Source organism: Actinomyces sp. AC-20-1 (genome assembly GCF_023369555.1).
Taxonomy (GTDB): domain Bacteria; phylum Actinomycetota; class Actinomycetes; order Actinomycetales; family Actinomycetaceae; genus Actinomyces.
Window position 1 is genome coordinate 65,425 of record NZ_JACJVC010000004.1, and the last position, 20,437, is coordinate 85,861.

14 protein-coding genes and 3 tRNA genes are annotated in these 20,437 nt (G+C 73.8%); 8 read left to right on the top strand and 9 right to left on the bottom strand.

The window, feature by feature from the left end:
• Positions 1 to 18: 18 nt before the first annotated feature.
• From H6X67_RS03755 to H6X67_RS03770, 4 genes are all read left to right on the top strand, one after another.
• A complete protein-coding gene (locus tag H6X67_RS03755) occupies positions 19 to 2,679 on the top strand; it encodes an excinuclease ABC subunit UvrA (RefSeq protein WP_249368746.1) in 2,661 nt (886 codons plus the stop codon).
• A 111-nt stretch (positions 2,680 to 2,790) separates the two neighbouring features.
• Positions 2,791 to 3,288: a nucleotidyltransferase domain-containing protein gene (locus H6X67_RS03760; protein WP_249368747.1), complete on the top strand. Its 498-nt coding sequence runs from the start codon at positions 2,791 to 2,793 to the stop codon at positions 3,286 to 3,288.
• A complete protein-coding gene (locus H6X67_RS03765; RefSeq protein ID WP_249368748.1) occupies positions 3,285 to 3,626 on the top strand; it encodes a HepT-like ribonuclease domain-containing protein in 342 nt (113 codons plus the stop codon). Before H6X67_RS03760 ends, H6X67_RS03765 begins: the two co-directional genes overlap by 4 nt.
• Before the next feature lie 139 nt (positions 3,627 to 3,765).
• Positions 3,766 to 5,148, top strand: a complete 1,383-nt coding sequence (locus H6X67_RS03770; protein ID WP_249368749.1) for a replication-associated recombination protein A — start codon at positions 3,766 to 3,768, stop codon at positions 5,146 to 5,148.
• An 86-nt stretch (positions 5,149 to 5,234) separates the two neighbouring features.
• Here H6X67_RS03770 and pulA read toward each other — a convergent pair whose 3' ends face one another.
• Positions 5,235 to 8,015 (bottom strand): pullulanase-type alpha-1,6-glucosidase, encoded by a 2,781-nt coding sequence (gene pulA / locus H6X67_RS03775; RefSeq protein WP_249368750.1) that lies wholly within the window; start codon positions 8,013 to 8,015, stop codon positions 5,235 to 5,237.
• Positions 8,016 to 8,386: 371 nt separating this feature from the next.
• Between pulA and H6X67_RS03780 the strand changes: the two genes are divergently transcribed.
• Positions 8,387 to 9,586, top strand: a complete 1,200-nt coding sequence (locus tag H6X67_RS03780) for a PLP-dependent transferase (RefSeq protein WP_249376281.1) — start codon at positions 8,387 to 8,389, stop codon at positions 9,584 to 9,586.
• A gap of 72 nt (positions 9,587 to 9,658) precedes the next feature.
• Here the strand turns inward: H6X67_RS03780 and H6X67_RS03785 are convergent, their stop codons facing one another.
• Both H6X67_RS03785 and H6X67_RS03790 read right to left on the bottom strand, forming a co-directional pair.
• On the bottom strand, positions 9,659 to 11,104 hold the full coding sequence (locus tag H6X67_RS03785) for a GuaB1 family IMP dehydrogenase-related protein (protein WP_249368527.1): 1,446 nt from the start codon (positions 11,102 to 11,104) through the stop codon (positions 9,659 to 9,661).
• Positions 11,105 to 11,240: 136 nt separating this feature from the next.
• Positions 11,241 to 11,316: transfer RNA gene (locus H6X67_RS03790), tRNA-Arg, on the bottom strand.
• A gap of 237 nt (positions 11,317 to 11,553) precedes the next feature.
• Here H6X67_RS03790 and H6X67_RS03795 point away from each other — a divergent pair.
• Positions 11,554 to 11,772, top strand: a complete 219-nt coding sequence (locus tag H6X67_RS03795; protein WP_249377044.1) for a helix-turn-helix transcriptional regulator — start codon at positions 11,554 to 11,556, stop codon at positions 11,770 to 11,772.
• Positions 11,773 to 12,239: 467 nt separating this feature from the next.
• On the opposite strand, the gene H6X67_RS03800 is transcribed toward H6X67_RS03795, so the two are convergent.
• The 6 genes from H6X67_RS03800 to serS form a co-directional block, all read right to left on the bottom strand.
• Positions 12,240 to 12,329, bottom strand: a tRNA-Ser gene (locus H6X67_RS03800).
• A gap of 186 nt (positions 12,330 to 12,515) precedes the next feature.
• Positions 12,516 to 12,601, bottom strand: a tRNA-Ser gene (locus H6X67_RS03805).
• Between the two features lie 56 nt (positions 12,602 to 12,657).
• Positions 12,658 to 14,004: an AGE family epimerase/isomerase gene (locus H6X67_RS03810; RefSeq protein ID WP_249368526.1), complete on the bottom strand. Its 1,347-nt coding sequence runs from the start codon at positions 14,002 to 14,004 to the stop codon at positions 12,658 to 12,660.
• 209 nt (positions 14,005 to 14,213) lie between these two features.
• Positions 14,214 to 15,743 carry an ABC transporter substrate-binding protein gene (locus H6X67_RS03815; RefSeq protein WP_249368525.1) on the bottom strand — a complete coding sequence of 510 codons (1,530 nt, stop codon included), beginning with the start codon at positions 15,741 to 15,743 and terminating at the stop codon, positions 14,214 to 14,216.
• Positions 15,740 to 16,822: an HAD family hydrolase gene (locus tag H6X67_RS03820; protein ID WP_249368524.1), complete on the bottom strand. Its 1,083-nt coding sequence runs from the start codon at positions 16,820 to 16,822 to the stop codon at positions 15,740 to 15,742. Before H6X67_RS03820 ends, H6X67_RS03815 begins: the two co-directional genes overlap by 4 nt.
• 12 nt (positions 16,823 to 16,834) lie before the next feature.
• A complete protein-coding gene (gene serS / locus H6X67_RS03825; protein WP_249368523.1) occupies positions 16,835 to 18,106 on the bottom strand; it encodes a serine--tRNA ligase in 1,272 nt (423 codons plus the stop codon).
• A gap of 254 nt (positions 18,107 to 18,360) precedes the next feature.
• Here serS and H6X67_RS03830 point away from each other — a divergent pair, with 254 nt between their 5' ends.
• On the top strand, positions 18,361 to 19,293 hold the full coding sequence (locus H6X67_RS03830) for a LysR substrate-binding domain-containing protein (protein ID WP_249368522.1): 933 nt from the start codon (positions 18,361 to 18,363) through the stop codon (positions 19,291 to 19,293).
• A 66-nt stretch (positions 19,294 to 19,359) separates the two neighbouring features.
• Positions 19,360 to 20,424: a diacylglycerol/lipid kinase family protein gene (locus tag H6X67_RS03835; RefSeq protein ID WP_249368521.1), complete on the top strand. Its 1,065-nt coding sequence runs from the start codon at positions 19,360 to 19,362 to the stop codon at positions 20,422 to 20,424.
• The last annotated feature ends 13 nt before the right edge of the window (positions 20,425 to 20,437 follow it).

The following is a 20,437-nucleotide window of genomic DNA, read 5'->3' on the forward strand; positions in this document are numbered from 1 at the left end:
GACACGTACCCTGCTCCCATGCCCTCCGTCATCCAGGTGCGCGGCGCGCGCGTGCACAACCTCCGGTCCGTCGACGTCGACGTCCCCCTCGGACGCCTGGTCGCCGTCGCCGGGGTGTCCGGCTCCGGCAAGTCCTCCCTCGCCCTGGGCACCCTCTACGCCGAGGGCGCCCGCCGCTACCTGGAGTCCCTGTCCACCTACACGCGCCGCCGCCTCACCCAGGCCGCCCGGCCCGACGTCGACGAGGTCCTGCACGTGCCCGCCGCGCTCGCGCTCCACCAGCGCCCGCCCGTGCCCGGTGTGCGCTCCACCTTCGGCACCTCCACGGAGGTCCTGAGCAGCCTGCGCCTGGCCTTCTCTCGCCTGGGCCACCACGCCTGCCCCAACGGGCACCTCAACGAGCCGACCACCGCCGTCGCCCTCGAGGTGCCGATCACCTGCTCCACCTGCGCCGTCGACTTCCTCGGCCCGGGTGCGGAGGAGCTCGCCTTCAACTCGGGCGGCGCCTGCCCCACCTGCGAGGGCACGGGCACGGTGCGCACGGTGGACGAGTCGACCCTGGTGCCCGACGAGTCGCTGTCCATCGACGAGGGAGCGGTCGCTCCCTGGCAGAACCTCATGTGGTCGCTCATGAAGGACATCGCCCGCGAGATGGGCGTGCGCACCCACGTGCCCTTCCGCGAGCTGACGGACCGGGAGCGCGAGACCGTGCTCCACGGTCCCGCCGAGAAGAGGCACATCCTCTACGTCAACGAGAAGACCGACGTGGCGGCTGAGATGGACTTCACCTACTACAGCGCGGTGCGCACCGTGGAGAACGCGCTGTCCAAGGTGAAGGACGAGCGGGGCATGAGGCGCGTGGAGAAGTTCCTCCACGAGGACGTCTGCCCGGACTGCGGCGGCTCGCGCCTGTCCGCCGCCGTCCGCGCCACGCGCCTGTGCGGGACCGGCCTGGACGAGGCCTGCCGGCTCCCGCTCGGCGAGCTGGTGGAGTGGGTGTCCGGCGTCCCCGCCACGATGCCGGAGGAGCTGAGGGCGATGGCGGAGCAGATCGTCGACGAGCTGCGGGTGACCGCCGGCCGCCTCATGGACCTGGGCCTGGGCTACCTCTCCCTCGACCGCGCCTCGATGACCCTGTCCACGGGCGAGCGCCAGCGCGTCCAGCTGGCGCGGGCCGTGCGCAACCGGACGACGGGCGTCCTGTACGTCCTGGACGAGCCGAGCATCGGCCTGCACCCGCACAACCTGCGCGGCCTGACCAGCGTCGTCGAGGACCTGCTGGCCGACGGCAACTCGGTGCTGCTGGTGGACCATGACGCCCGGCTGCTGCGCCAGGCCGACTGGCTGCTGGAGATCGGGCCGGGCTCGGGCGCCGAGGGCGGCGCCGTCGTCCTGTCCGCGCCCGTGGCCCAGGTGGTGGGTGGGCAGGCCCCCTCCTGGGCGAAGGGCCTGCCGATGTCGGGCGACCCGGCGGACTCGCTCATCCGCCCCTTCCTCACGGGGCGGGCGCCGGTCCGGGTGCGCGAGGAGGTGCCCGCCGGGCGGGTCTTCGACCTGGGGCGGATCAGCCTGGAGACGGCCCCGGTCCACACGGTGCACGCCCTGGAGGTCTCGGTGCCCCAGCAGCGGCTGACGGCGGTGACGGGCGTGTCCGGCTCGGGCAAGACGACTCTCGTGCTCGAGGCCCTGGTCCCGGCGCTGCGCTCACTGGAGGACGAGGCCCCGCTCCCCCTGCCGGCGACCTCCCTGGACCCCGGGGCGACCCGGCGGGTCGTCGTCGTCGACGCCACCCCGATCGGTGCGAACGTCCGCTCGACAGTGGCGACCTACTCCGGGGTCATGGACGGCCTGCGCCGCGCGTACGCCGCCCTGCCCGAGGCGAGGGCCGCCGGCCTGGGGGCGGGGGACTTCTCCTACAACACGGGCTCCCTGCGCTGCGAGCACTGCGACGGGACGGGGCAGGTGGTCCTCGACGTGCAGTTCCTGCCCGACGTCGAGATCGAGTGCCCGGCGTGTGAGGGCACGCGCTACGGGCAGCGGGCGCGCCAGATCCGGCGGCCCGGGGCCCAGCGGCAGGGCGGCAGCCCGACGGCGGGTGGCGCGTCGTCGTCGGAACCGCCGAAGGCGCCCCACGCACCGGAGGGGCTGTCCCTGCCGGAGCTGCTGTCCCTCACCGTGTCCGAGGCGGCCCGGGCCTGCGCCGACCTACCGCGGGTGCGCCGACAGCTGCGCCTGCTCGTGGACCTCGGCCTGGGCTACCTCACCCTGGGGGAGGCGACGCCGACCCTCTCTGGTGGTGAGGCTCAGCGCCTCAAGCTCTCCACGCACCTGGGCTCATCCCAGGCCGGGACGCTCTTCGTCCTGGACGAGCCGAGCATCGGCCTGCACCCGCTGGACGTGCGGGTCCTGCTCGGCGTCCTCGACCGGCTCATCGAGGCCGGGGCGACAGTGGTCGTCATCGAGCACGACCTCGACATGATCGCCAACGCCGACTGGGTCGTCGACATGGGGCCGGGTGGCGGCGAGGCGGGCGGCCGGGTCGTGGCGGCGGGCACGCCGTCGGGGCTCGTGGCGGGGACGGCCGACGGTGCTGGTCAGTCGCTCACCGCCCGCTACCTCGCAGAGCACCTGGCACAGGCCCTTGCCCACCCCAGTGGTCCCGGCGGCCCCACCGCCTGACCCTGCTCCCAACTCCTCGGTTTGCGCTCGAACTCCCTGGGGGACCCCCGTGGTTTCGAGCGCAAACCGAGGAGGCGAGAGAACAGATATAGCAGTTGCTATACTTACGCCATGGAGACGGTCATCGATCTCGACGGCGCTCCCCCGGACCTGGAGACGATCGCGCACGAGACGGATGAGGCCATGCGCACCGCCCGCTCCCGGCTCGTGGACGCAGTGCGCCTCTCCCACCGGATGGGGCTGACCCAGGCGGAGATCGCCCGGAGGATCGGGCGCTCCCAGCCGGAGGTCTCCCGCCTCCTGCGCTTCCACGGGACCGGCCCGCTGGCCATGCGGCTGCGCAGGAACCGCGCCGAGGTGCTGAGGACCATCGGCGAGGCGGGCGGCTCGGATGTGCGCGTCTTCGGCTCCGTCGCCACCGGCCACGAGCGCGAGGACTCCGACATCGACCTGCTGTTCCACATGGGACAGCCCCTGAGCCTCATGGACCTGGGACGGCTCGAGCACGCGCTCGCCACCCTCCTCAGTGCCCCCGTCGACACGGTCCCTGACACATCCATCGCTCCCTACGCGCGGGACCGTATCCTGCGAGAGGCGGTCCCGCTGTGAGTCCCACGCACCGCACTCCCGAAGAGCTCATGAGCGAGGCGCTGTACCACCTCGAGCTCGCACTCACGTACTCCCACCACGACCTCGCCGAGCAAATCGTCATCGACGCGATCTGCCTGCGGATCAGTAGCGGCATCGATGCCCTTGGAGCCCTGCCCGCCGAGATCCGCGACAACCTGACCGCCGGGCAGTGGCCGTCTCTGCGCGGTATGCGCAACCGGATCGCACACGGCTACCTCGGCATCGACGAGGCCATCATCATCGAGACCGTGCGCAACGACCTTCCCGTCCTCGTCGGAGCCCTTCACCGCGTTCTCGTCACCGCCCGCGGCCAGTAGGCGCAGACGTCCACCGCCTGACCCCGCTCCCAACTCCTCGGTTTGCGCTCGAACTCCCTGGGGGATCCCCGTGGTCTCGAGCGCAAACCGAGGAGGTCGAGGAGGCGAGGGGGTCAGAGGCCGGCCGTAGCCTGGGTGCATGGCACGCGCACCCGGCTCCCGCCCCGGCCCCGCCGACGACGCCCCGAGCCTCTTCGAGGCGGCCGCCGGCGAGGGCTGCCTCGTCGACGACCCCACCCGGCCGCTCGCCGACCGTCTGCGCCCAGCCGTCCTCGAGGAGGTCGTCGGCCAGGACCACCTGCTGGCGCCCGACGCCCCACTCGGTCGCATGGTCGCCTCCGGGCGCCTGTCCTCCGTCATCCTGTGGGGGCCGCCCGGCTGCGGCAAGACGACGATCGCGCGCCTGCTGGCCGAGCGCACCGGCCTGGTCTTCGAACAGGTCAGCGCGACCTTCTCCGGCGTCGCGGACCTGCGCAAGGTCTTCACCACCGCCACCAAGCGCCGCGAGATCGGCCAGGGCACGCTCCTGTTCGTCGACGAGATCCACCGGTTCAACCGCGCCCAGCAGGACTCCTTCCTGCCCTACGTCGAGGACGGCACGGTGGTGCTCGTCGGCGCGACGACCGAGAACCCCTCCTTCGAGCTCAACGGGGCCCTCCTGTCCCGCTGCCAGGTCATGGTCCTGCACCGCCTGGACGAGGCGGCCCTGGGCGAGCTGCTCACCCGCACCGAGCGCCTCACCGGCCACCGCCTGCCGCTGACCGGCTCCGCCCGCTCCGCCCTCATGTCGATGGCCGACGGCGACGGCCGCTACCTGCTGGGGATGGTCGAGCAGGTCCTCGCCCTGCCCGAGGGCGGCGGCGCGCTCGACGCCGAGGCCCTCACCGCCGTCGTCGCCTCCCGCGCCCCCCTGTACGACAAGACGAGCGAGGAGCACTACAACCTCATCTCCGCCCTGCACAAGTCCATGCGCGGGTCCGACCCGGACGCCGCCCTGTACTGGCTGGCCCGCATGCTCGGCAGCGGCGAGGACCCCCTGTACGTCGCACGGCGCCTGGTGCGCTTCGCCAGCGAGGACGTGGGCCTGGCCGACCCAGCCGCCCTCCAGGTGACCCTGTCCGCCTGGGACGCCTACGAGCGCCTGGGCTCGCCCGAGGGCGAGCTGGCGATCGCGCAGGCGGTCGTGTACCTGGCGACAGCGCCGAAGTCGGTCGCCGTCTACCGGGGCCTGGGCCGCGCGCAGAAGGCCGCCAGGCGGACGGGCTCGCTCATGCCCCCGGCGCACATCCTCAACGCGCCCACGCGCCTGATGAAGGAGCTCGGCTACGGGGAGGGCTACCAGTACGACCCGGACACGACCGAGGGCTTCTCCGGGGCGGACTACATGCCCGAGGGCTACCCGCCGCACGAGGAGCGCGAACGCTTCTACGAGCCGACCGACCACGGCCACGAGCGCCGCATCCGTGAGCGCCTGGCCTACTGGGAGGGGCTGCGCGAGCAGATCCGCTCCCGGCGGCCCTGAGCCGGGCAGGAGGGATCCCGACGGCGGTGCCCGGCTCAGCGGCCCGGGCCGGCCGGGCCCGTCCCTGCTCGCGGACTGGGCCCGGCTCAGCGCTCGACGAGGACGGCGGCGGTGCGCCCGGGCAGGGTGAGGTCCCCGGTCACGGGCTCGAAGCGGGTGGAGCGCACGACGTCGTCGGCCCCGGTGCGCTGGATGTCGCTGAGCCTCAGGTAGCGGCCGGTGAGCTCGTCCACCCGCACCGTCACCGTCTCCGGGCGGGCGTTGAGGGCGACGACGACGCCGTCCAGCGCCGGGTCGATGTCCAGGTCGCCGCCGCCGTCGTCCACGACCATGACGATGACGCCGGGCACGCCCCGCTCCCCGGACAGGGGGAAGGAGACGCGCTCGCGCACGAGCTCGGCCGAGCCGAGGGTGAGCAGCGGGGTCGAGCGTCGCAGGCGCAGCAGGTCGAGGGCCATCTCGCGGGCCTTGGCGACGTCCTCGGGGCGCGGGCGCAGGTCCTCGTGCATGAGCAGGTCGGCCTGGATGAGCCAGCGGTCGAAGTTGCGCTCGGCCGGCGGCAGGCCCCGGCCCCAGCCGGTGTCCTGCCCGGTCCAGTCGATGGCGTTGAAGTGGTCGCCGGAGTTGTAGGAGTCGCGGTCCAGGGACTTCGAGCGCAGCAGCTCGGTGCCCGCAGCCCAGAAGCAGGGGGTCTGGCCGAGGGTCACGGCCGCGAGGGCGAGGACCTGGGCGCGCACGCGCTGGTCCATGGGGGTGGTGGAGGGCAGCTTGTAGGCGAGCCAGTCGAAGAGGGCCTCGTCGTCGTGGGACTCGACGTAGGCGATGGAGTCGACGGGCTCGTCGCCGTAGGCGGCCGCCCCGTGCCCGTAGCCGGGCCCGCCCGCCGCGCGCAGGTTGCCGGCGAGGGAGAGCTGGACGAGCTCGGTGCGCCAGGCGAGGTCTCGGGCGGCGGCCTCGGCCGGGCGCTCCTCCTGCTCGTTGGGGTCGACGACGGCGCCGGTGGCCAGCCCCTGGCCCACCCGCAGGTCGGGCAGGAAGCGCTCGCCCAGCAGGCCGTCGCGCACCCGGTCGTTGAAGGTGCCGATGCGCAGGAGGCCGCCGTCGGGGCCGGAGCCGACCTGCCCCTGGACGGCCCGGCGGTAGCTGCGGCTGCCGGAGGCCTTGTGGACCTCCCAGCCCTCGCCGTACAGGAAGACGGGGTGCCCGACGGCGTCGTCCTCGACCTCGTCCAGCGCCCGGCGCAGGGCGCTCATGGTGGCGGTGGAGTGGTAGCCCATGAGGTCGAAGCGGAAGCCGTCCACGCGGTAGTCGCGCACCCACCCGACGCAGGCGTCGATCATGAGCCGCTCGGCCATCGCCCTCTCGGTGGCGACGTCGTGGCAGCAGGTGAAGCCCTCACCACGGCCGGCGGCGTCCAGGCGGTGGTAGTAGCCGGGGACGACGCGGTCGAGGACGGAGTGCTCCCCCTGGCCGCCGTCGGCGGTGTGGTTGAAGACCTGGTCGAGGACGACCTGCAGGCCCATGCCGTGCAGGGCGCCGATCATCGCCCGCAGCTCACGGGTGCGCGCGCCGCCGTCCTGACGGCCCTCGCGGGCGTAGGAGCCCTCCGGGGCCATCCAGTGGTAGGGGTCGTAGCCCCAGTTGTAGGCGTCGCGGTCGGCGACGGCGGCGACGGCGGCCTGCGGGCGCCGGGAGGCGGGCGTGGTGCCGGCGGGGATCTCGGGCACGCTCTGGTCCGCACGGTCCTCGGGGACGCTGGAGAAGTCGAAGACGGGCAGGAGGTGGATCGTGTCGATGCCGGCGGCGGCGAGCGCACGCAGGTGCCGGGTGCCGGCCGAGTCGACGCCGAAGGCCGCGTAGGTGCCGCGCAGGGCGGCGGGGACGGTGCGGTCCGCGGCGGAGAAGTCGCGCACGTGGAGCTCGTAGATGGCGCGGGCGCTGTCCTGGGCGACGACGGGCGGCAGGTTCTCCACCCAGACGCTGGGTTTGAGGGCGCGCTGCTCGAGGTCGACGGCGACGCTGCGCCGCGAGTCGCGGGTGAGGGCGCGCGAGCACGGGTCGGTCACGAGGTTCGTCTCGACGCGGCCGGTGTCGGGGACGTAGACCTCGACCTCCCACAGGTACTGGCAGCCGGGTCTGAGGCCGGCCGCCGACGAGGCCCCGGCACTGACCTCCCAGCGCCCGTCCCAGGTGCCGAGGGCGCCGCCGGCGGGGGCGCGGCTGGCGGTGGTGCGCACGGGGGCGGCGTCGACGTCGGGCACGGAGCCGGTGGGGTCGCCCGTGTCCCAGGTGAGCAGGGTGACGCAGCGGGCAGTGGGGGCCCACAGCGCGAAGGCGGGGGCGCCATCGGGCTCCTCGAACCAGGTGCCGAGCGGGGCGGAGCCGTCACGGGCGGCGGCGGCCTCGCCCCAGAGCCTGTCGATGACGGGCCAGGTCTGCACGCCGGTGAAGGCGGTGACCCACCCGGCGGCGGCGCGCTGGACGACGGCGACCTGCCCGGCGAGCAGCTTCACGACGTCCTCGCGCTCCAGGCGGGGGGCGCCGGTCTCGTCGAGGAGGCTGAGGGCGAGGTAGCCCTCCAGCTGGGGGTGGGTGGTGACGATGTCCTCGTCCAGCGTGCCGACCGGGCGCAGGGGGACCTCGTAGCCGTCGTCGCCCAGGTGCAGGACGCCCTCCTTCAGGCGCACGGAGCCGGTGGGCGAGGTGAGCAGGCCCAGGCGCAGGGCGGTCTCGTGGGTGCCAGCGGGGACGAGCTCGGGGGGCCAGGCGAGGGTGGTGGCGTCGACCCAGTAGGCGCGTGAGCCGTCGGTGCCGGGGACGGTGTGCGCGATGGGGGCCTCGTGGTGGACGTGCGCGGTGGGGGTCATCGTCTTCGGCCTTCCTGGCGTGCGGAGGGAGCGTGTCCTGCCCCGGGTCCACTTTGGCACGCCGGCCCCGGGCCCGCCAGCGCCGCGCGACGAGACGGCGTTGACACCGGCACCGTCACGCCCCCTACCCTGCGGCCATGACTGCTGCGACCGCCTCGACCCGCACCCGTGCCGTGCGTCCCGTCGTCGTGCGTCGAATGCGCATGCGCTGACAGCGCCAGCCGTCGCCGTCCGACCACTCACGGCTAGAGCACCGAGGCACCTGCGCCTCGTCGAGCTCCGCGGGCCCCGCCCGTGTCCCCCTTGTCAACGCCATCGCGCCGTGGCGCCCCGTGCGCGCCCGGCACCCCGCCACCCACCAGGAGACTCGCATGACCGCGCCTGAGCCCCCGGTCCCCGCCGACAACACCCACGGCCCGCGCACCGCCCCCGTCCACCACCACCCCTCCTGGCAGGACGCCCGGGTCCAGCAGGAGTGGGGCCTCGACACGGTGCTCGCGCACGTCGGCACGGCCACCGACCCGGCCACCGGCGCCATCACGACCCCGATCCACCTGTCCACCGCCTACGGCCACCCGGGGCTGCACCAGTCCACCGGCTACGACTATGCGCGCACGGCCTCCCCCACCCGCGACATCCTCCAGGACGCGCTGGCCCGCCTCGACCACGGCACCGCCTCCTTCGCGACGGCGACCGGCATGGCGGCCCTGCAGCTCACGGTGGAGGCCCTGGCCCCGCACGGCGTGAGGATCGTGGCCCTGGAGGACCTGTATGGCGGCTCCTTCCGCTACCTGCAGGTCCTGGCCGAGACCGGGGCCCACGACGTCGACCTCGCGCTCGGGGCGCAGGGGCTGCGCCAGGCGCTGACTCGCCCCGCTGCGCTGGTCATCATCGAGACGCCGACGAACCCGATGATGGAGCAGCTCGACGTCGCCGAGGTCGCGGCGTGGGCGCACGCCGCCGGGGCGCTGCTCGTCGTCGACAACACGTTCTTCACGCCGGTCATCCTGCGGCCGCTGGATGAGGGGGCCGACGTCGTCCTGTACTCGGCGACGAAGTACCTGGGCGGGCACAACGACGTCTCCGCGGGCGTCGTCACCGTGAGGGACCAGGTGCTGGGGGAGCGTCTGCAGTACCGGCTCAACACGACCGGTGCGACGCTCGACCCCTTCAGCTCCTTCCTCCTGCTGCGCGGCCTCAAGACGCTGTCCCTGCGCCTGGCGCGCCACGAGGAGAACGCGAGGCGGGTGGTGGCCTTCCTCGAGTCCTCTCCCGCGGTGACCCGGGTGCTCTACCCGGGGCGCTCGGGCATGGTGTCCTTCGACGTCGCGCCGGAGGTGGACATCGCGGTGCTGCTGGGGTCGGTGCGGGTCTTCACCTTCGCCGAGTCCCTCGGCGGGGTGGAGTCGCTGGTGACGTGTCCGAGCGTGCAGACGCACGCGGACGTCCCGCCTCAGACGCGTGCGCGCTACGGGCTCACGGACCGGCTGCTGCGTCTGAGCGTGGGGATCGAGGACGCCGAGGACCTCGTGGCGGACCTGTGTCAGGCTCTCGGGGCGGCGACCGCCTGAGGCCGGGCCCGGTGGCGCCGCGCACCGGACCCGGACGGCGGGCTCACCGCTGGGGCGGTCGGCCCGCCGTCGTCACCAGGACTCGGGCACGGGCGCGCCCTCGCGGTAGCCGGAGGCGGACTGCAGCCCGACGACGGCCCGCTCGCGGAACTCCGCGATGGAGCCGGCGCCGGCGTAGGTGAAGGAGGAGCGCACGCCGGAGATGATGGAGTCGATGAGGTCCTCGACGCCGGGGCGGGCGGGGTCGATGTACATGCGTCCGGCGCTGATCCCCTCCTCGAACAGGGCCTTGCGGGCGCGGTCGAAGGCGTCCTCGCCCTCGGTGCGGGAGGTGACGGCGCGCTTGGAGGCCATGCCGAAGGACTCCTTGTAGGCGCGCCCACCGGCGTCGTGCTGGAGGTCCCCCGGCGACTCGTGCGTGCCGGCGAACCAGGAGCCGATCATGACGTTGGAGGCGCCGGCGGCCAGCGCCAGGGCGACGTCGCGCGGGTGGCGCACACCGCCGTCGGCCCACACGCAGGCGCCCAGGCGGGCGGCCTCGGCGGAGCACTCGAGCACGGCGGAGAACTGGGGACGGCCGACGCCGGTCTGCATCCGGGTGGTGCACATGGCGCCGGGACCGACACCGACCTTGACAATGGAGGCGCCCGCCTCAACGAGGTCGCGCACACCCGCGGCGGTGACGACGTTGCCCGCGACCACCGGGAAGCCCGCGGGCAGGGCGGCGCGCACAGCGCGCACGGCCTCGACCATGCGGTCCTGGTGTCCGTGGGCGGTGTCGACGACGATGACGTCCACGCCCGCGCTGACGAGCTGGGCGGCCCGGCCGGTGGGGTCCCCGTTCATGCCGATGGCGGCGCCCACGCGCAGGCGGCCGTCGGCGTCGACGGCGGGAGCGTAGATGGTCGAGCGGACGGTGCCGGGGCGGGTGATGAGGCCGACGAGGCGGCCGTCAGCGTCGACGACGGGGGCGGCCTTGCGGCGCGCGGAGCGCAGGATCCCGAAGGCCTCGCGGGGGTCCGTGCCGGCGGGGACGGTGACGAGCTCGGTGCTCATGACCCCGCGGACCTGGGCGAAGCGGTCAACGCCGGTGACGTCGTTGAGGTCCACCATGCCGACCGGGCGCTCGGTGTCCGGGTCGATGACGACGGCGGCCCCATGGGAGCGCTTGGGGATCAGCCCCATGGCGTAGCCGCAGGTGTGGTGCGGCTTGACGGTGACGGGGGTGTCGTAGAGGACGTGCGCGGCCTTGACCTGGTTGACGGTGTCGATGACGACGTCCACCGGGATGTCCTGGGGGATGATCGTGAGCCCGCCGCGACGGGCGACGGTCTCCGCCATGCGCTTGCCCGCGACGGCCGTCATGTTGGCGACGACGAGCGGGATAGTGGTGCCCGTGCCGTCGTCGGTGGTGAGGTCCACGCCGTGGCGGGAGCCGACGCTGGAGCGCGACGGGACCATGAAGACGTCGTCGTAGGTGAGGTCGAAGGTCGGCTCGAGGCCGTTGAGGAACTGCACGGTGTGGAGTCTAGCCAGGGGGGTGTGACGCCTCCCGCGGGCCGGACGCCGTCGTCGGGGCCCTGGTGGTGGGTAAAGCCGGTCCCGGGGATGGAAAACGCCCCGCTACCGGCTGGTGCAGCCGGTGACGGGGCGTTGGTGCGCCCGAAGGGACTCGAACCCCCAACCTTCTGATCCGTAGTCAGATGCTCTATCCATTGAGCTACAGGCGCATGTCGTTTCCGACAAGCAGGAAGACTACTCGCGCCGCCCAGGGGCCACAAATCCACGGCCCGTGAGCCTGCGCACAGCGGCTGCCTCCATCGGCCAGGTCCTGCGCAACTGCTCCGCGACGGCGAGAGCGCGCAGAAGGTGGAGACGGAGGACGTTCACCGCCTCTCTTGCCCCCTCACACCCTCGCCTGTACGGGATACTGCCCCTGACAGAACCGTCACGAGAAGAGGGGTGTCATGACTGAGCCCGTGCGATACCTGTCCGTAGCGGACGTGGCCCGGCTACTCGGGGTGACCGGCTCAACGGTACGCAGCTACATGGTGCAGGGCCGACTGCCTGAACCAGCGGTCATCGTCGGCCTCGAGCGTGAGTCTCGCGGCTGGACACGCGAGAGCATCGAGGAGTGGAACGCGAGCCGTCCCGGACGTGGGGCGCGCACCGACCTGCGCCGCTGAGACACACCAGGTACCGTCCCCATCAGGATCCCGTAGGGGCGGTGGCACGGACCGACCCTCTCACCACTCTTGACCCTTCGGGGTCTGGCGGGGCACACTAGGTCCTGCCCCCGCATTACGGTGCGGTGCGGAAGTAAACGCCGGAGTTCCTGTGTCGACATAGGGCCCGGCGTTCGCGCTGCCTGCGGTGCTCTCTATGCCAGGCTCACGTGCTCGACCCGCACCCTGTGGGCCAGGTGCTCCCAGGCACGGGCGTCGCCAGCCAGAGAGTCACCGTAGGCTCCGACCACCTGGTCCGGCACCCACAGGCGTGGTTCGTCGCTTCCGTAGACGTGCGAGAGTGCCAGGCTGCCGATGACGTTGGAGCGCCGATGAGGCGCACGGCAGGGCCTTCTCACGACAGGCGCCATGGACCATGGACGCCAGCACACAGAACCCCGGGAGCCTTGCAGCGTCCCGGGGCCGGGTGGCGGAGATGGGGGGATTCGAACCCCCGAGGGGTTTTATCCCCAACTTTCTTAGCAGGAAAGCGCACTAGGCCACTATGCGACATCTCCGTGCTCGGGTGAGCAGCCCGCATGAGCGAGCGTGGGCAGCCTACCGGCCCGGGGCCCCGGCGGGCAAACCTGGGACGCCTGCGATCCCGGCCACTGTCCCGCAGCCGCCGTGGTCCGCCACCCCGTCATCCACGGCCCACCACAGACGACAGGAGGAGGGCCTCCGACCGGACGCCCTCTCGCCAGCGGAGCGGGAGGGATTCGAACCCCCGGTGCGCCAGGCGCACAGCGGTTTTCAAGACCGCCACATTCGGCCACTCTGTCACCGCTCCAGTGCCCTCGCGGGCAGGGTGAGACTACCATCCGGCGCCGGCCCGCCGGCCCCGGCTCAGCCCCAGCTGATGATGCCGCGCCGGCGCGGCTGCGCACGCGCGGGCACCGGCGAGGCCGGGTCGTCCAGGCGCCCCTCGGCGAGCGCCTGCCCGAGGCACGGCCACACGGGCACGCGGGGCATGAGCGTGGCCTGCAGGGCGTGGTAGATGTCCGGGTGCCCCTCCCAGGTGCGCGTGGAGGGGCGGTTGTCCTGGTCGAGCTCGTGGGTCCACACGCCCGGCGCCTCGATGAGGTACTGCTCGGCGTAGTCGATCCAGGAGCGGTAGCAGTGCTCGTAGTGCTCGACCTCGATCTCGCCGCGGCCGTCGTCGAGCAGGGCGCGGCGGATGGCGGCGGCGGCGCTGATGCCCTCGCAGACCACCCAGTGCATGCGCTCGTGGACCACCGGCACGCCGTCGAAACCGGTCGTGTAGACGAAGCCGGGGCCGCCGTCGACGCGCCAGGCGTCTGAGCGGGCCCGGTCGAAGAGCTCCTCGGCGGCGTCGAGCATCCAGTCCGGTGTGGGCAGGGAGCGGTGGACCAGGGCGGAGCGGGCCTGGACGGTCAGGCGCGCCCACTCCAGGCCGTGGCCGGGGGTGACGCCGTAGGGGCGGAAGGGGTGCGCCGGCTGGTCCTTGTGGTAGTCGAGGCGGGGGCGCCAGGAGGTGTCGTAGTGCTCGGGCAGGCGCCAGTCGTGGGCGCGGGCCTGGACGTTGACGGCGTGGTCGAGGATCTGGACGGCGCGGGTGAGCCACGTGATGTCGCCGGTGACGTCGGTGACGGCGAGGTAGGCCTCGACGGTGTGCATGGCGGCGTTGATGCCGCGGTAGTCCTCAGGGTCGGTGAAGTCGGCGGCGTAGGACTCCACCGGCATCCCGTAGGTGTCGTCCCACCAGCGGCGCTCCTGGGCGGCGAGGGCCTCGCGCAGGAGCTCCTGCGCGCCCGGCCGGTTCGCGGCGGTGGCGGTGGCGGCGGCGAGGACGACGAAGGCGTGCTGGTAGCACTCCTTGCGGCCGGCCGGGTCGGCGGGCACGCCATGGCCGTCGGCGTCGAGCTCGTGCTCGACAGCGGAGTGCCACCCGCCGTTGACGTGGTCGCGCAGGGCCCTGTTCAGGGCGCGCACGCCGTGGTCGGCGTAGCGCCGGCAGCCGGGGACGCCCATGAGGGCGCCGAGGGAGAAGGCGTAGGTCATGCGGCCGGTGATCCACAGCTCGACGGGGTGCGTGGTGTCCACCGTGCCGTCCTCGCCGATCCACCCGAAGCCGGCGGGCACGGCGGCGGCGCGCGCGTAGCGCAGCAGGGCGTGCGTCTCCTCGGCCAGCCAGCGGTTGTGCTCGGGCGCGCCGAACCATCCCAGACCCATGACGATCTCCTTTGATGCGCGGGCCGACGACGGCGTCCGGCCTCTGGGCGGAACGCTATCGCAGCGCCGCGCCCCCTCGTGCCGGTTCCTGCGGCGTCAATACGGCGGGGCTGCGGCCCGTACCAGGGGGTCCGACGGCGCTCCCTCAGCCGCTGCCCCATCCGCCGCCCCGGCGGTCCACCCGTCAGCCGGTCCGACGGCGGGGCCGATCAGCGCTCCTCGGGCCAGGCGTCGTCGGCCCGGCCGAGGGCGTCGGCGGCGGTGCGCTCACCCACGGCCCATCCCGTGAGGGCGTCCCACAGGGCACGGGTGCCCACCTGGGAGGGCATCATGTCGGAGGCGTCGAAGCGGATGACGGACTGGCGCGACTGGAGGATGTCGGAGGCGGCTTCGGCAACCGGGGAGGAGGCCTCGACGCCGCGCGCCCCCCGGTTGGCGGAGGCGACCCCGCCCATCGCGACCCGCTCGGCGGCCCACTGGGCGCTCGTGAGGTAGCTCATGACGGCGGTCCTGGCGTCGCTCGGGGCACCGGCGGTCGCGGCGTCGGAGCCGTGCGCGAGGGCCACGAGGTAGTCCCCGCCGACGAGGACGGCCCTCTCGCCGTCGTCGACCGACGGCAGCAGGAAGGTGGACACGCCGTCGGCCCGGGTGTCCCTGCCGTCTGTCACGACGGTGCCCGCGGGCAGCAGGGTCTCGAAGGAGCTGGAGGCGTGGAGCATGAGGCAGGAGCCGGAGACGAGCTGCTCCCCGGCCTGCTCGACCGTGGTGGTGACGGCGCCCTGCCCTCCTCCGGCGACGTGGCCCTCGGCCAGGAGCAGCTGGCCGAGGGCGTTGAGGGCCTGCACGGCCCGGCGGTCGTCGAGCGGGACCTCGTGCCCCGCCCAGGCGTCGTAGGCGGTGGTGCCCTCGGTGGCGAGCAGGGCGTCCTCGAGCCAGTCGGACAGAGGCCAGCCGGTGGTGGCGCCGTCGGCGGCGCCCACGCACCAGGGGGCGACGTCGCCGTCGGGGTGGTCCTCGACGACCTGCCGGGTGAGGGCGAGCAGGTCCTCCCAGGTCTCGGGGACCTCGTACCCGGCCCGGGCGAAGGCGGCGGGCGAGTACCAGACGAAGGACTTGACGCTGGCCATGAGGGGGGCGGCGTAGAGGGTGCCGTCGACGGTGCCGGCCCGGGCCCACACGTCCTCCCAGCCGAGCTCGGTGTTGGCGGCGACGACCTCGGGCGCCTCGGTGACGAGCCCGGCCCTGACGAGCTCGGTGATGAGGCCGGGCTGGGGGACGACGGCGAGGTCCGCGGTCACGGGGTCCGCGACCTGGGCTGCGCCACCTGCGCTGGTCCCGGGCCCGGTGGTCTCAGGGCCGGCGGCCTCGGACTCGGCCGTGGGCGGTGCGCCCGCCGTGCCGGTGGGTGGCGACGCCGGGGCGGGCAGATGGGCGCGCAGGCTCTCCTCGAGCGTGTCGGAGCCCTCCTGCACGACGCTGATCCCGGTGCACTCGGAGAAGGCGGCGAGGGAGGCGTCGAAGGCGGCCGCCTCCTCACCCGTGAAGGGGGTGGCGATGGTGACGGTGGTGCCCTGCGGGAAGGTGCCGTAGACCGTGGTGAGGGCGGCGCAGGTGGTGGCGGCATCGGTGGCGCCGGGGCCGGCCTCGTCGGTGGCTCCGGTGGCGCAGCCGGCCAGCGCCGCCCCGGCCAGGGCGAGGGAGCAGGCGGCGGCCGCGGCGCGGCGCAGGTCGGGGCTCATGCCAGTGCCTCCTGCGACGGGGACGGGACGGGCGCGGGGCCGGAGCGCAGCAGGATGGCGTCGAGCAGGGCCGCGCAGCCGTCGCGCCACACGGGCTCGGTCACGAGGTCCCCCACCTGCCGGACCTCGGCGGGCGCGGAGCCCATGACGGCGCCGACCCGGGCCCACTGCAGCATCTCGAGGTCGTTGGTGCCGTCTCCGACGGCGATGGCGCAGCTGGCGTCGGTCCCCAGGCGGGTGGCCAGCGCGTCGAGGGCGGAGGCCTTGGTGATGCCGTTGGGGGCGACGTCGAGCCAGGCGGTCCAGCCGATGGCGTACTCCACCGAGTGCAGCCCGGCGCCGGCGACGAGCTCGCTGAAGCGGCTGACGGGCATGCCCGGGGCGCGCAGGATGACGCGGGAGACGGGCCGTGAGCGCAGGTCGTCGAGGCTGACGACCGTCTGGCGCTCGATGAGCTCGCCCTCGGGGAAGAGGCGGGTGGTGCGGAAGCCCGAGTCGAGGTCCTCGACGGCGAGGATGCCCTCGGGGACGGCCTCGCGCAGGGTGTCGATGGCGGCGGCCGGGTCGAAGGTGATCTGCTCGACGACGCTGTGGCCCGCGGCCTCACCGGGGTCCATGCGCAGGGTGAGGGCGCCGTTGGCGCACACCATCCAGCCCTCGGTGAGGCCCACGTGGCGGGCGACGGGGACCGCGGCCTGGACGCCGCGACCGGTGGCGATGACGACGTGGGCGCCGCGCCGCCGCAGGGCGTCGATGCTCGCGCGCACCCGGGCTGAGACCCGTCCGTCCATGTCGAGGATCGTGCCGTCGACGTCGAGGGCGACGACGAGGGAGGGGCCGGCCACGAGGTTCCGGCCACCCGGGTCGAGGCGGTCGAGGTCGGCGGCGCGCTCGCGCACGAGGGCGGTGTACTCGCCGTCGGACAGGGGCGTGAGGGCGCCGCGAGCGCCGCCGAGGAACTCGGTGGAGCCCCCGAGGCCCCGGGGGGCGTCGGGGCCGGGGATCTCGGGCGCGTCCTGGCGGGGTCCGCTGGACGGGACGCCGACGGGCGGGGCGTCCGCGGGGTGCGTGTGGCTCACGTCGGCTGCGGGTCAGGCGCGGGGCTCGATGACCTCGAGGCCGCCCATGTAGGGGCGCAGCCCCTCGGGGACGACGACGCTGCCGTCGGCCTGCTGGTTGTTCTCGAGGATGGCGACGATCCAGCGGGTGGTGGCGAGCGTGCCGTTGAGGGTGGCGACCGGCGAGGTCCGCCCGTCGCGCTTCTCGCGGATGGCGAGGCGGCGCGCCTGGTAGGTGGTGCAGTTGGAGGTGGAGGTGACCTCCATCCAGCGGTTCTGGGTGGGCAGCCAGGCCTCGCAGTCGAACTTGCGGGCGGCGGAGGAGCCGAGGTCCCCGGCCGCGGTGTCGATGACCCGGTAGGGCAGGCCGACCAGGCGCAGCATCTCCTCCTCGAGGGCGAGCAGGCGCTCGTGCTCGGCGACGGCGTCCTCGGGACGCACGTAGGCGAACATCTCGGCCTTGTTGAACTGGTGGACGCGGATGATGCCGCGGGTGTCCTTGCCGGCGGCGCCGGCCTCGCGGCGGTAGCAGGTGGACCAGCCGAGGTAGCGGCGCGGGCCGTCGGCCAGGTCGAGGATCTCGTCCGTGTGGTAGCCGGCGAGGGCGACCTCGCTGGTGCCGGTGAGGTAGAGGTCGTCCGCCGGCAGGTAGTAGATCTCGTCGGAGTGCTGGCCGAGGAAGCCGGTGCCGCCCATGACCTGAGGGGTGACGAGCGTGGGGGTGACCATCGGGACGAAGCCGTACCCGGCGGAGGTGTCGAGGGCAGCGGTCATGAGGGCGAGCTCGAGGCGCATGCCGGCGCCCTTGAGGTAGTAGAAGCGGGAGCCGCTGACCTTGGCACCGCGCCGGGTGTCGATGATGTCGAGGCCCTCGCCCAGGGCGAGGTGGTCGGCGGGCTCGAGGCCCTCGGCGGCGAAGTCGCGAGGGCTGGGCCCCTCGTGGCGCAGGACGACGTAGTCCTCCTCGCCTCCGACGGGTGCACCCTCGATGAGGTTCTGGAGCTGGTGGGCGAGCTCGTCGAGGCGGCCGGCGGCCCGGCCGGCGGCGGTCTCGGCCTGCTTGACCTGCTCGGCGAGCTCCTTGGCCTGGGCGAGGACGGCTGCGCGCTCCTCGGGGGCGGCCTTGCCAACGGAGCGGGAGACGTTCTTCTGCTCGGCGCGCAGGGCCTCGAAGGCGCCGAGCCGGGAGCGGCGCGCCTCGTCCGCCTCGATGATGCGGTCGACGAGGTCGACGTCGGCACCGCGGGCTCGCTGGCTCTCGCGGTAGCGCTCGGGGTTCTCGCGGAGGTCACGCAGATCGATCATGGGGCCGAGTGTAGCCAGGGCGGTGCGGGCGTCGTCGGGGCCCGTCTGCGGCCCGGCTCGGGGCCCTCCGGGCGACCAACCCCCGGCTCTTTCACATTGCCTACCGAGTCAGGTGCATCTATAGTCACTTCCATCCCGATAACTGTGATCGGTCGTCCGTACCGCCGCCTCACCGCCTCCGGCACGACCACCGAGCACGCCCCGCGCACCAGCCGCACCGCACCGCACCGCACCGCACCGACAGGATCGCAGACATGCCCGCCTCCTCCCTGCCCTCCTTCTCCCAGCTGCGCGCCTTCGTCGCCCTGTGCGACCACCAGCACTTCGGCGAGGCCGCCAGCACGCTCGGTGTGAGCCAGCCCAGCCTCTCCCAGGCCATCACCGCCCTGGAGAAGCGCGTCGGCGGCGAGCTCGTCGAGCGCACCACCCGCCGCGTGCTCGTCACACCCCTGGGCGAGACCCTCCTGCCCTACGCGCGCGAGGCCGTCCTGTCCGCCGAGTCCTTCAACGAGGCCGTCGTCAACCAGGGCCAGGCCCTCACCGGCACGCTCCGCCTGGGCCTCATCCCCACGCTCGCCCCCTACCTCATCCCCGTCATCGTCGACGGCCTGGGCCGCGAGCTGCCCCGGCTCAGCCCGGAGCTGCGCGAGCTCGTCACCAACGACATCCTCGACCAGCTGGGCCAGGGCCACCTCGACGCCGCCGTCATCTCCACGGACGTGGACCTGCAGCGCGTGGCCTCCATCGACATGTACGACGAGCCCCTCGTCGCCCTCGTCCCCGCCTCCCACCCCTGGGCCGGGCGCGAGGACGTCAACCCCTCCGAGCTCGACGACCAGGAGCTCCTCCTGCTCGACGAGAGCAACTGCCTGCGCGACCAGACCCTGTCCCTGTGCCAGCGCTACGGCACCAACCCGCCCGTCGCCGTCGCCACCACCCTGTCCACGGTCGTGTCGATGGTCTCCCACGGCATCGGCGTCACCGTCCTGCCCGAGGGCGCCCTCAACATCGTCACCGGCCGTCAGGGCTACGCCGTCGCACGCTTCGGCTCCGCGCCCCCCATGCGCCGGATGGGGCTGGTCCACCGGGCCTCCTCCTCGCGCACCGCGGACTTCCAGCGCCTCGCCCGGGTCATCACCGACCTCGCCGTCGAGGCCGGCCTGCCCGTCATCCCCCTGACCGCCTGACACCTCCCCCGGCCGGGCACCGCGGAGCGGGCACCCGGGACCCCGCTGCCCGCTAGGCTCCCGGGCATGACCCTGGGCACGCGTGACGAGGCGCCGCTCGCCTGCGTCGTGCTCAACCCCTCCAAGCCGGACGTCACCCCCGCGCTGCGCTCCCACCTGGCCACCGCCCTCCGGGCCGCCGGCTACCGCGGCCCCCTGTGGCTCGAGACGAGCCGCGCGGAGACCGGCGCGACCCAGGCCCGGTTGTGCGTCGCCTCGGGCGCCCGCCTCGTCCTCGCCGTCGGCGGCGACGGGACCCTGCGCTCGGTGGCGGCGGGCCTGGCGGGCACGGACACGGTCCTGGGGATCATCGCGCTGGGCACGGCGAACCTCGCCGCCCGCAACCTCGGCCTGCGCGTGGGCAGCCTCGACGCGCTCACCGCCACCGCCCTGCACGGCCGCCCCCGCCCCGTCGACCTGTCCTGGGTGAGCACGGACCCCTCCGACGCCGACCTCACCGACCTGTTCGAGCAGCCCCCCGGCGGCTGGGCCAGGCCCACGCTGGGCACCGAGCACGCCTGCCTCGTCGTCGCCGGGATCGGCTTCGACGCCGACCTCGTGGCCTCCACCCGCCCCGACCTCAAGGCCCGCCTCAAGTGGGGCGCCTACGCGCTGGCCGCCGTCGAGAACCTGTCCTCGCCGCGCATGGACCTCGTCGTGTCCGTCGGCGAGGAGGCCTGCCCGCCGGGCCGGGCCGAGGCCGTGAGCCCGCGCCGCCACCTCGAGCGCCTGAGCGCCCGCACGCTGCTCGTGGCCAACGGCGGGCGCCTGCCCGCGGGCATCGTCCTGCTGCGCGAGGCCGCCATGGACGACGGCGTGCTCGACGTCGCCGCCATCGACACGGTCGGGGGCCTCGCCGGCTGGACGTCCCTCGCACGCCAGGTGCTGCCACCCTACGCAGCCACCTACACCCCGCCCGGGCGGGCGCTCGGCCGCGTGGTGCTGCGGCGAGGACGCGACGTCGTCGTGCGCACGGCGGCGCCCGCGCTCGTCCAGGTCGACGGCGACCTCCTGGCGCCCACGCGCAGCCTGCGGGTGCGGCTGCAGCCGGGGGCGGTGCTCGTGAGCCTGCCCGACGGCGACCGGGGCTGAGCCCGGCCCCGCC

What these genes read in the sequence shown, in the direction of transcription:
- H6X67_RS03835 (WP_249368521.1), top strand. Translation starts at nt 19,360, where the DNA reads ATGACCCTGGGCACGCGTGACGAGGCGCCGCTCGCCTGCGTCGTGCTC.
- H6X67_RS03810 (WP_249368526.1), bottom strand. Translation starts at nt 14,004, where the DNA reads ATGGGTCTGGGATGGTTCGGCGCGCCCGAGCACAACCGCTGGCTGGCC.
- H6X67_RS03830 (WP_249368522.1), top strand. Translation starts at nt 18,361, where the DNA reads ATGCCCGCCTCCTCCCTGCCCTCCTTCTCCCAGCTGCGCGCCTTCGTC.
- H6X67_RS03760 (WP_249368747.1), top strand. Translation starts at nt 2,791, where the DNA reads ATGGAGACGGTCATCGATCTCGACGGCGCTCCCCCGGACCTGGAGACG.
- H6X67_RS03780 (WP_249376281.1), top strand. Translation starts at nt 8,387, where the DNA reads ATGACCGCGCCTGAGCCCCCGGTCCCCGCCGACAACACCCACGGCCCG.
- H6X67_RS03795 (WP_249377044.1), top strand. Translation starts at nt 11,554, where the DNA reads ATGACTGAGCCCGTGCGATACCTGTCCGTAGCGGACGTGGCCCGGCTA.
- serS (WP_249368523.1), bottom strand. Translation starts at nt 18,106, where the DNA reads ATGATCGATCTGCGTGACCTCCGCGAGAACCCCGAGCGCTACCGCGAG.
- H6X67_RS03770 (WP_249368749.1), top strand. Translation starts at nt 3,766, where the DNA reads ATGGCACGCGCACCCGGCTCCCGCCCCGGCCCCGCCGACGACGCCCCG.
- H6X67_RS03755 (WP_249368746.1), top strand. Translation starts at nt 19, where the DNA reads ATGCCCTCCGTCATCCAGGTGCGCGGCGCGCGCGTGCACAACCTCCGG.
- pulA (WP_249368750.1), bottom strand. Translation starts at nt 8,015, where the DNA reads ATGACCCCCACCGCGCACGTCCACCACGAGGCCCCCATCGCGCACACC.
- H6X67_RS03815 (WP_249368525.1), bottom strand. Translation starts at nt 15,743, where the DNA reads ATGAGCCCCGACCTGCGCCGCGCCGCGGCCGCCGCCTGCTCCCTCGCC.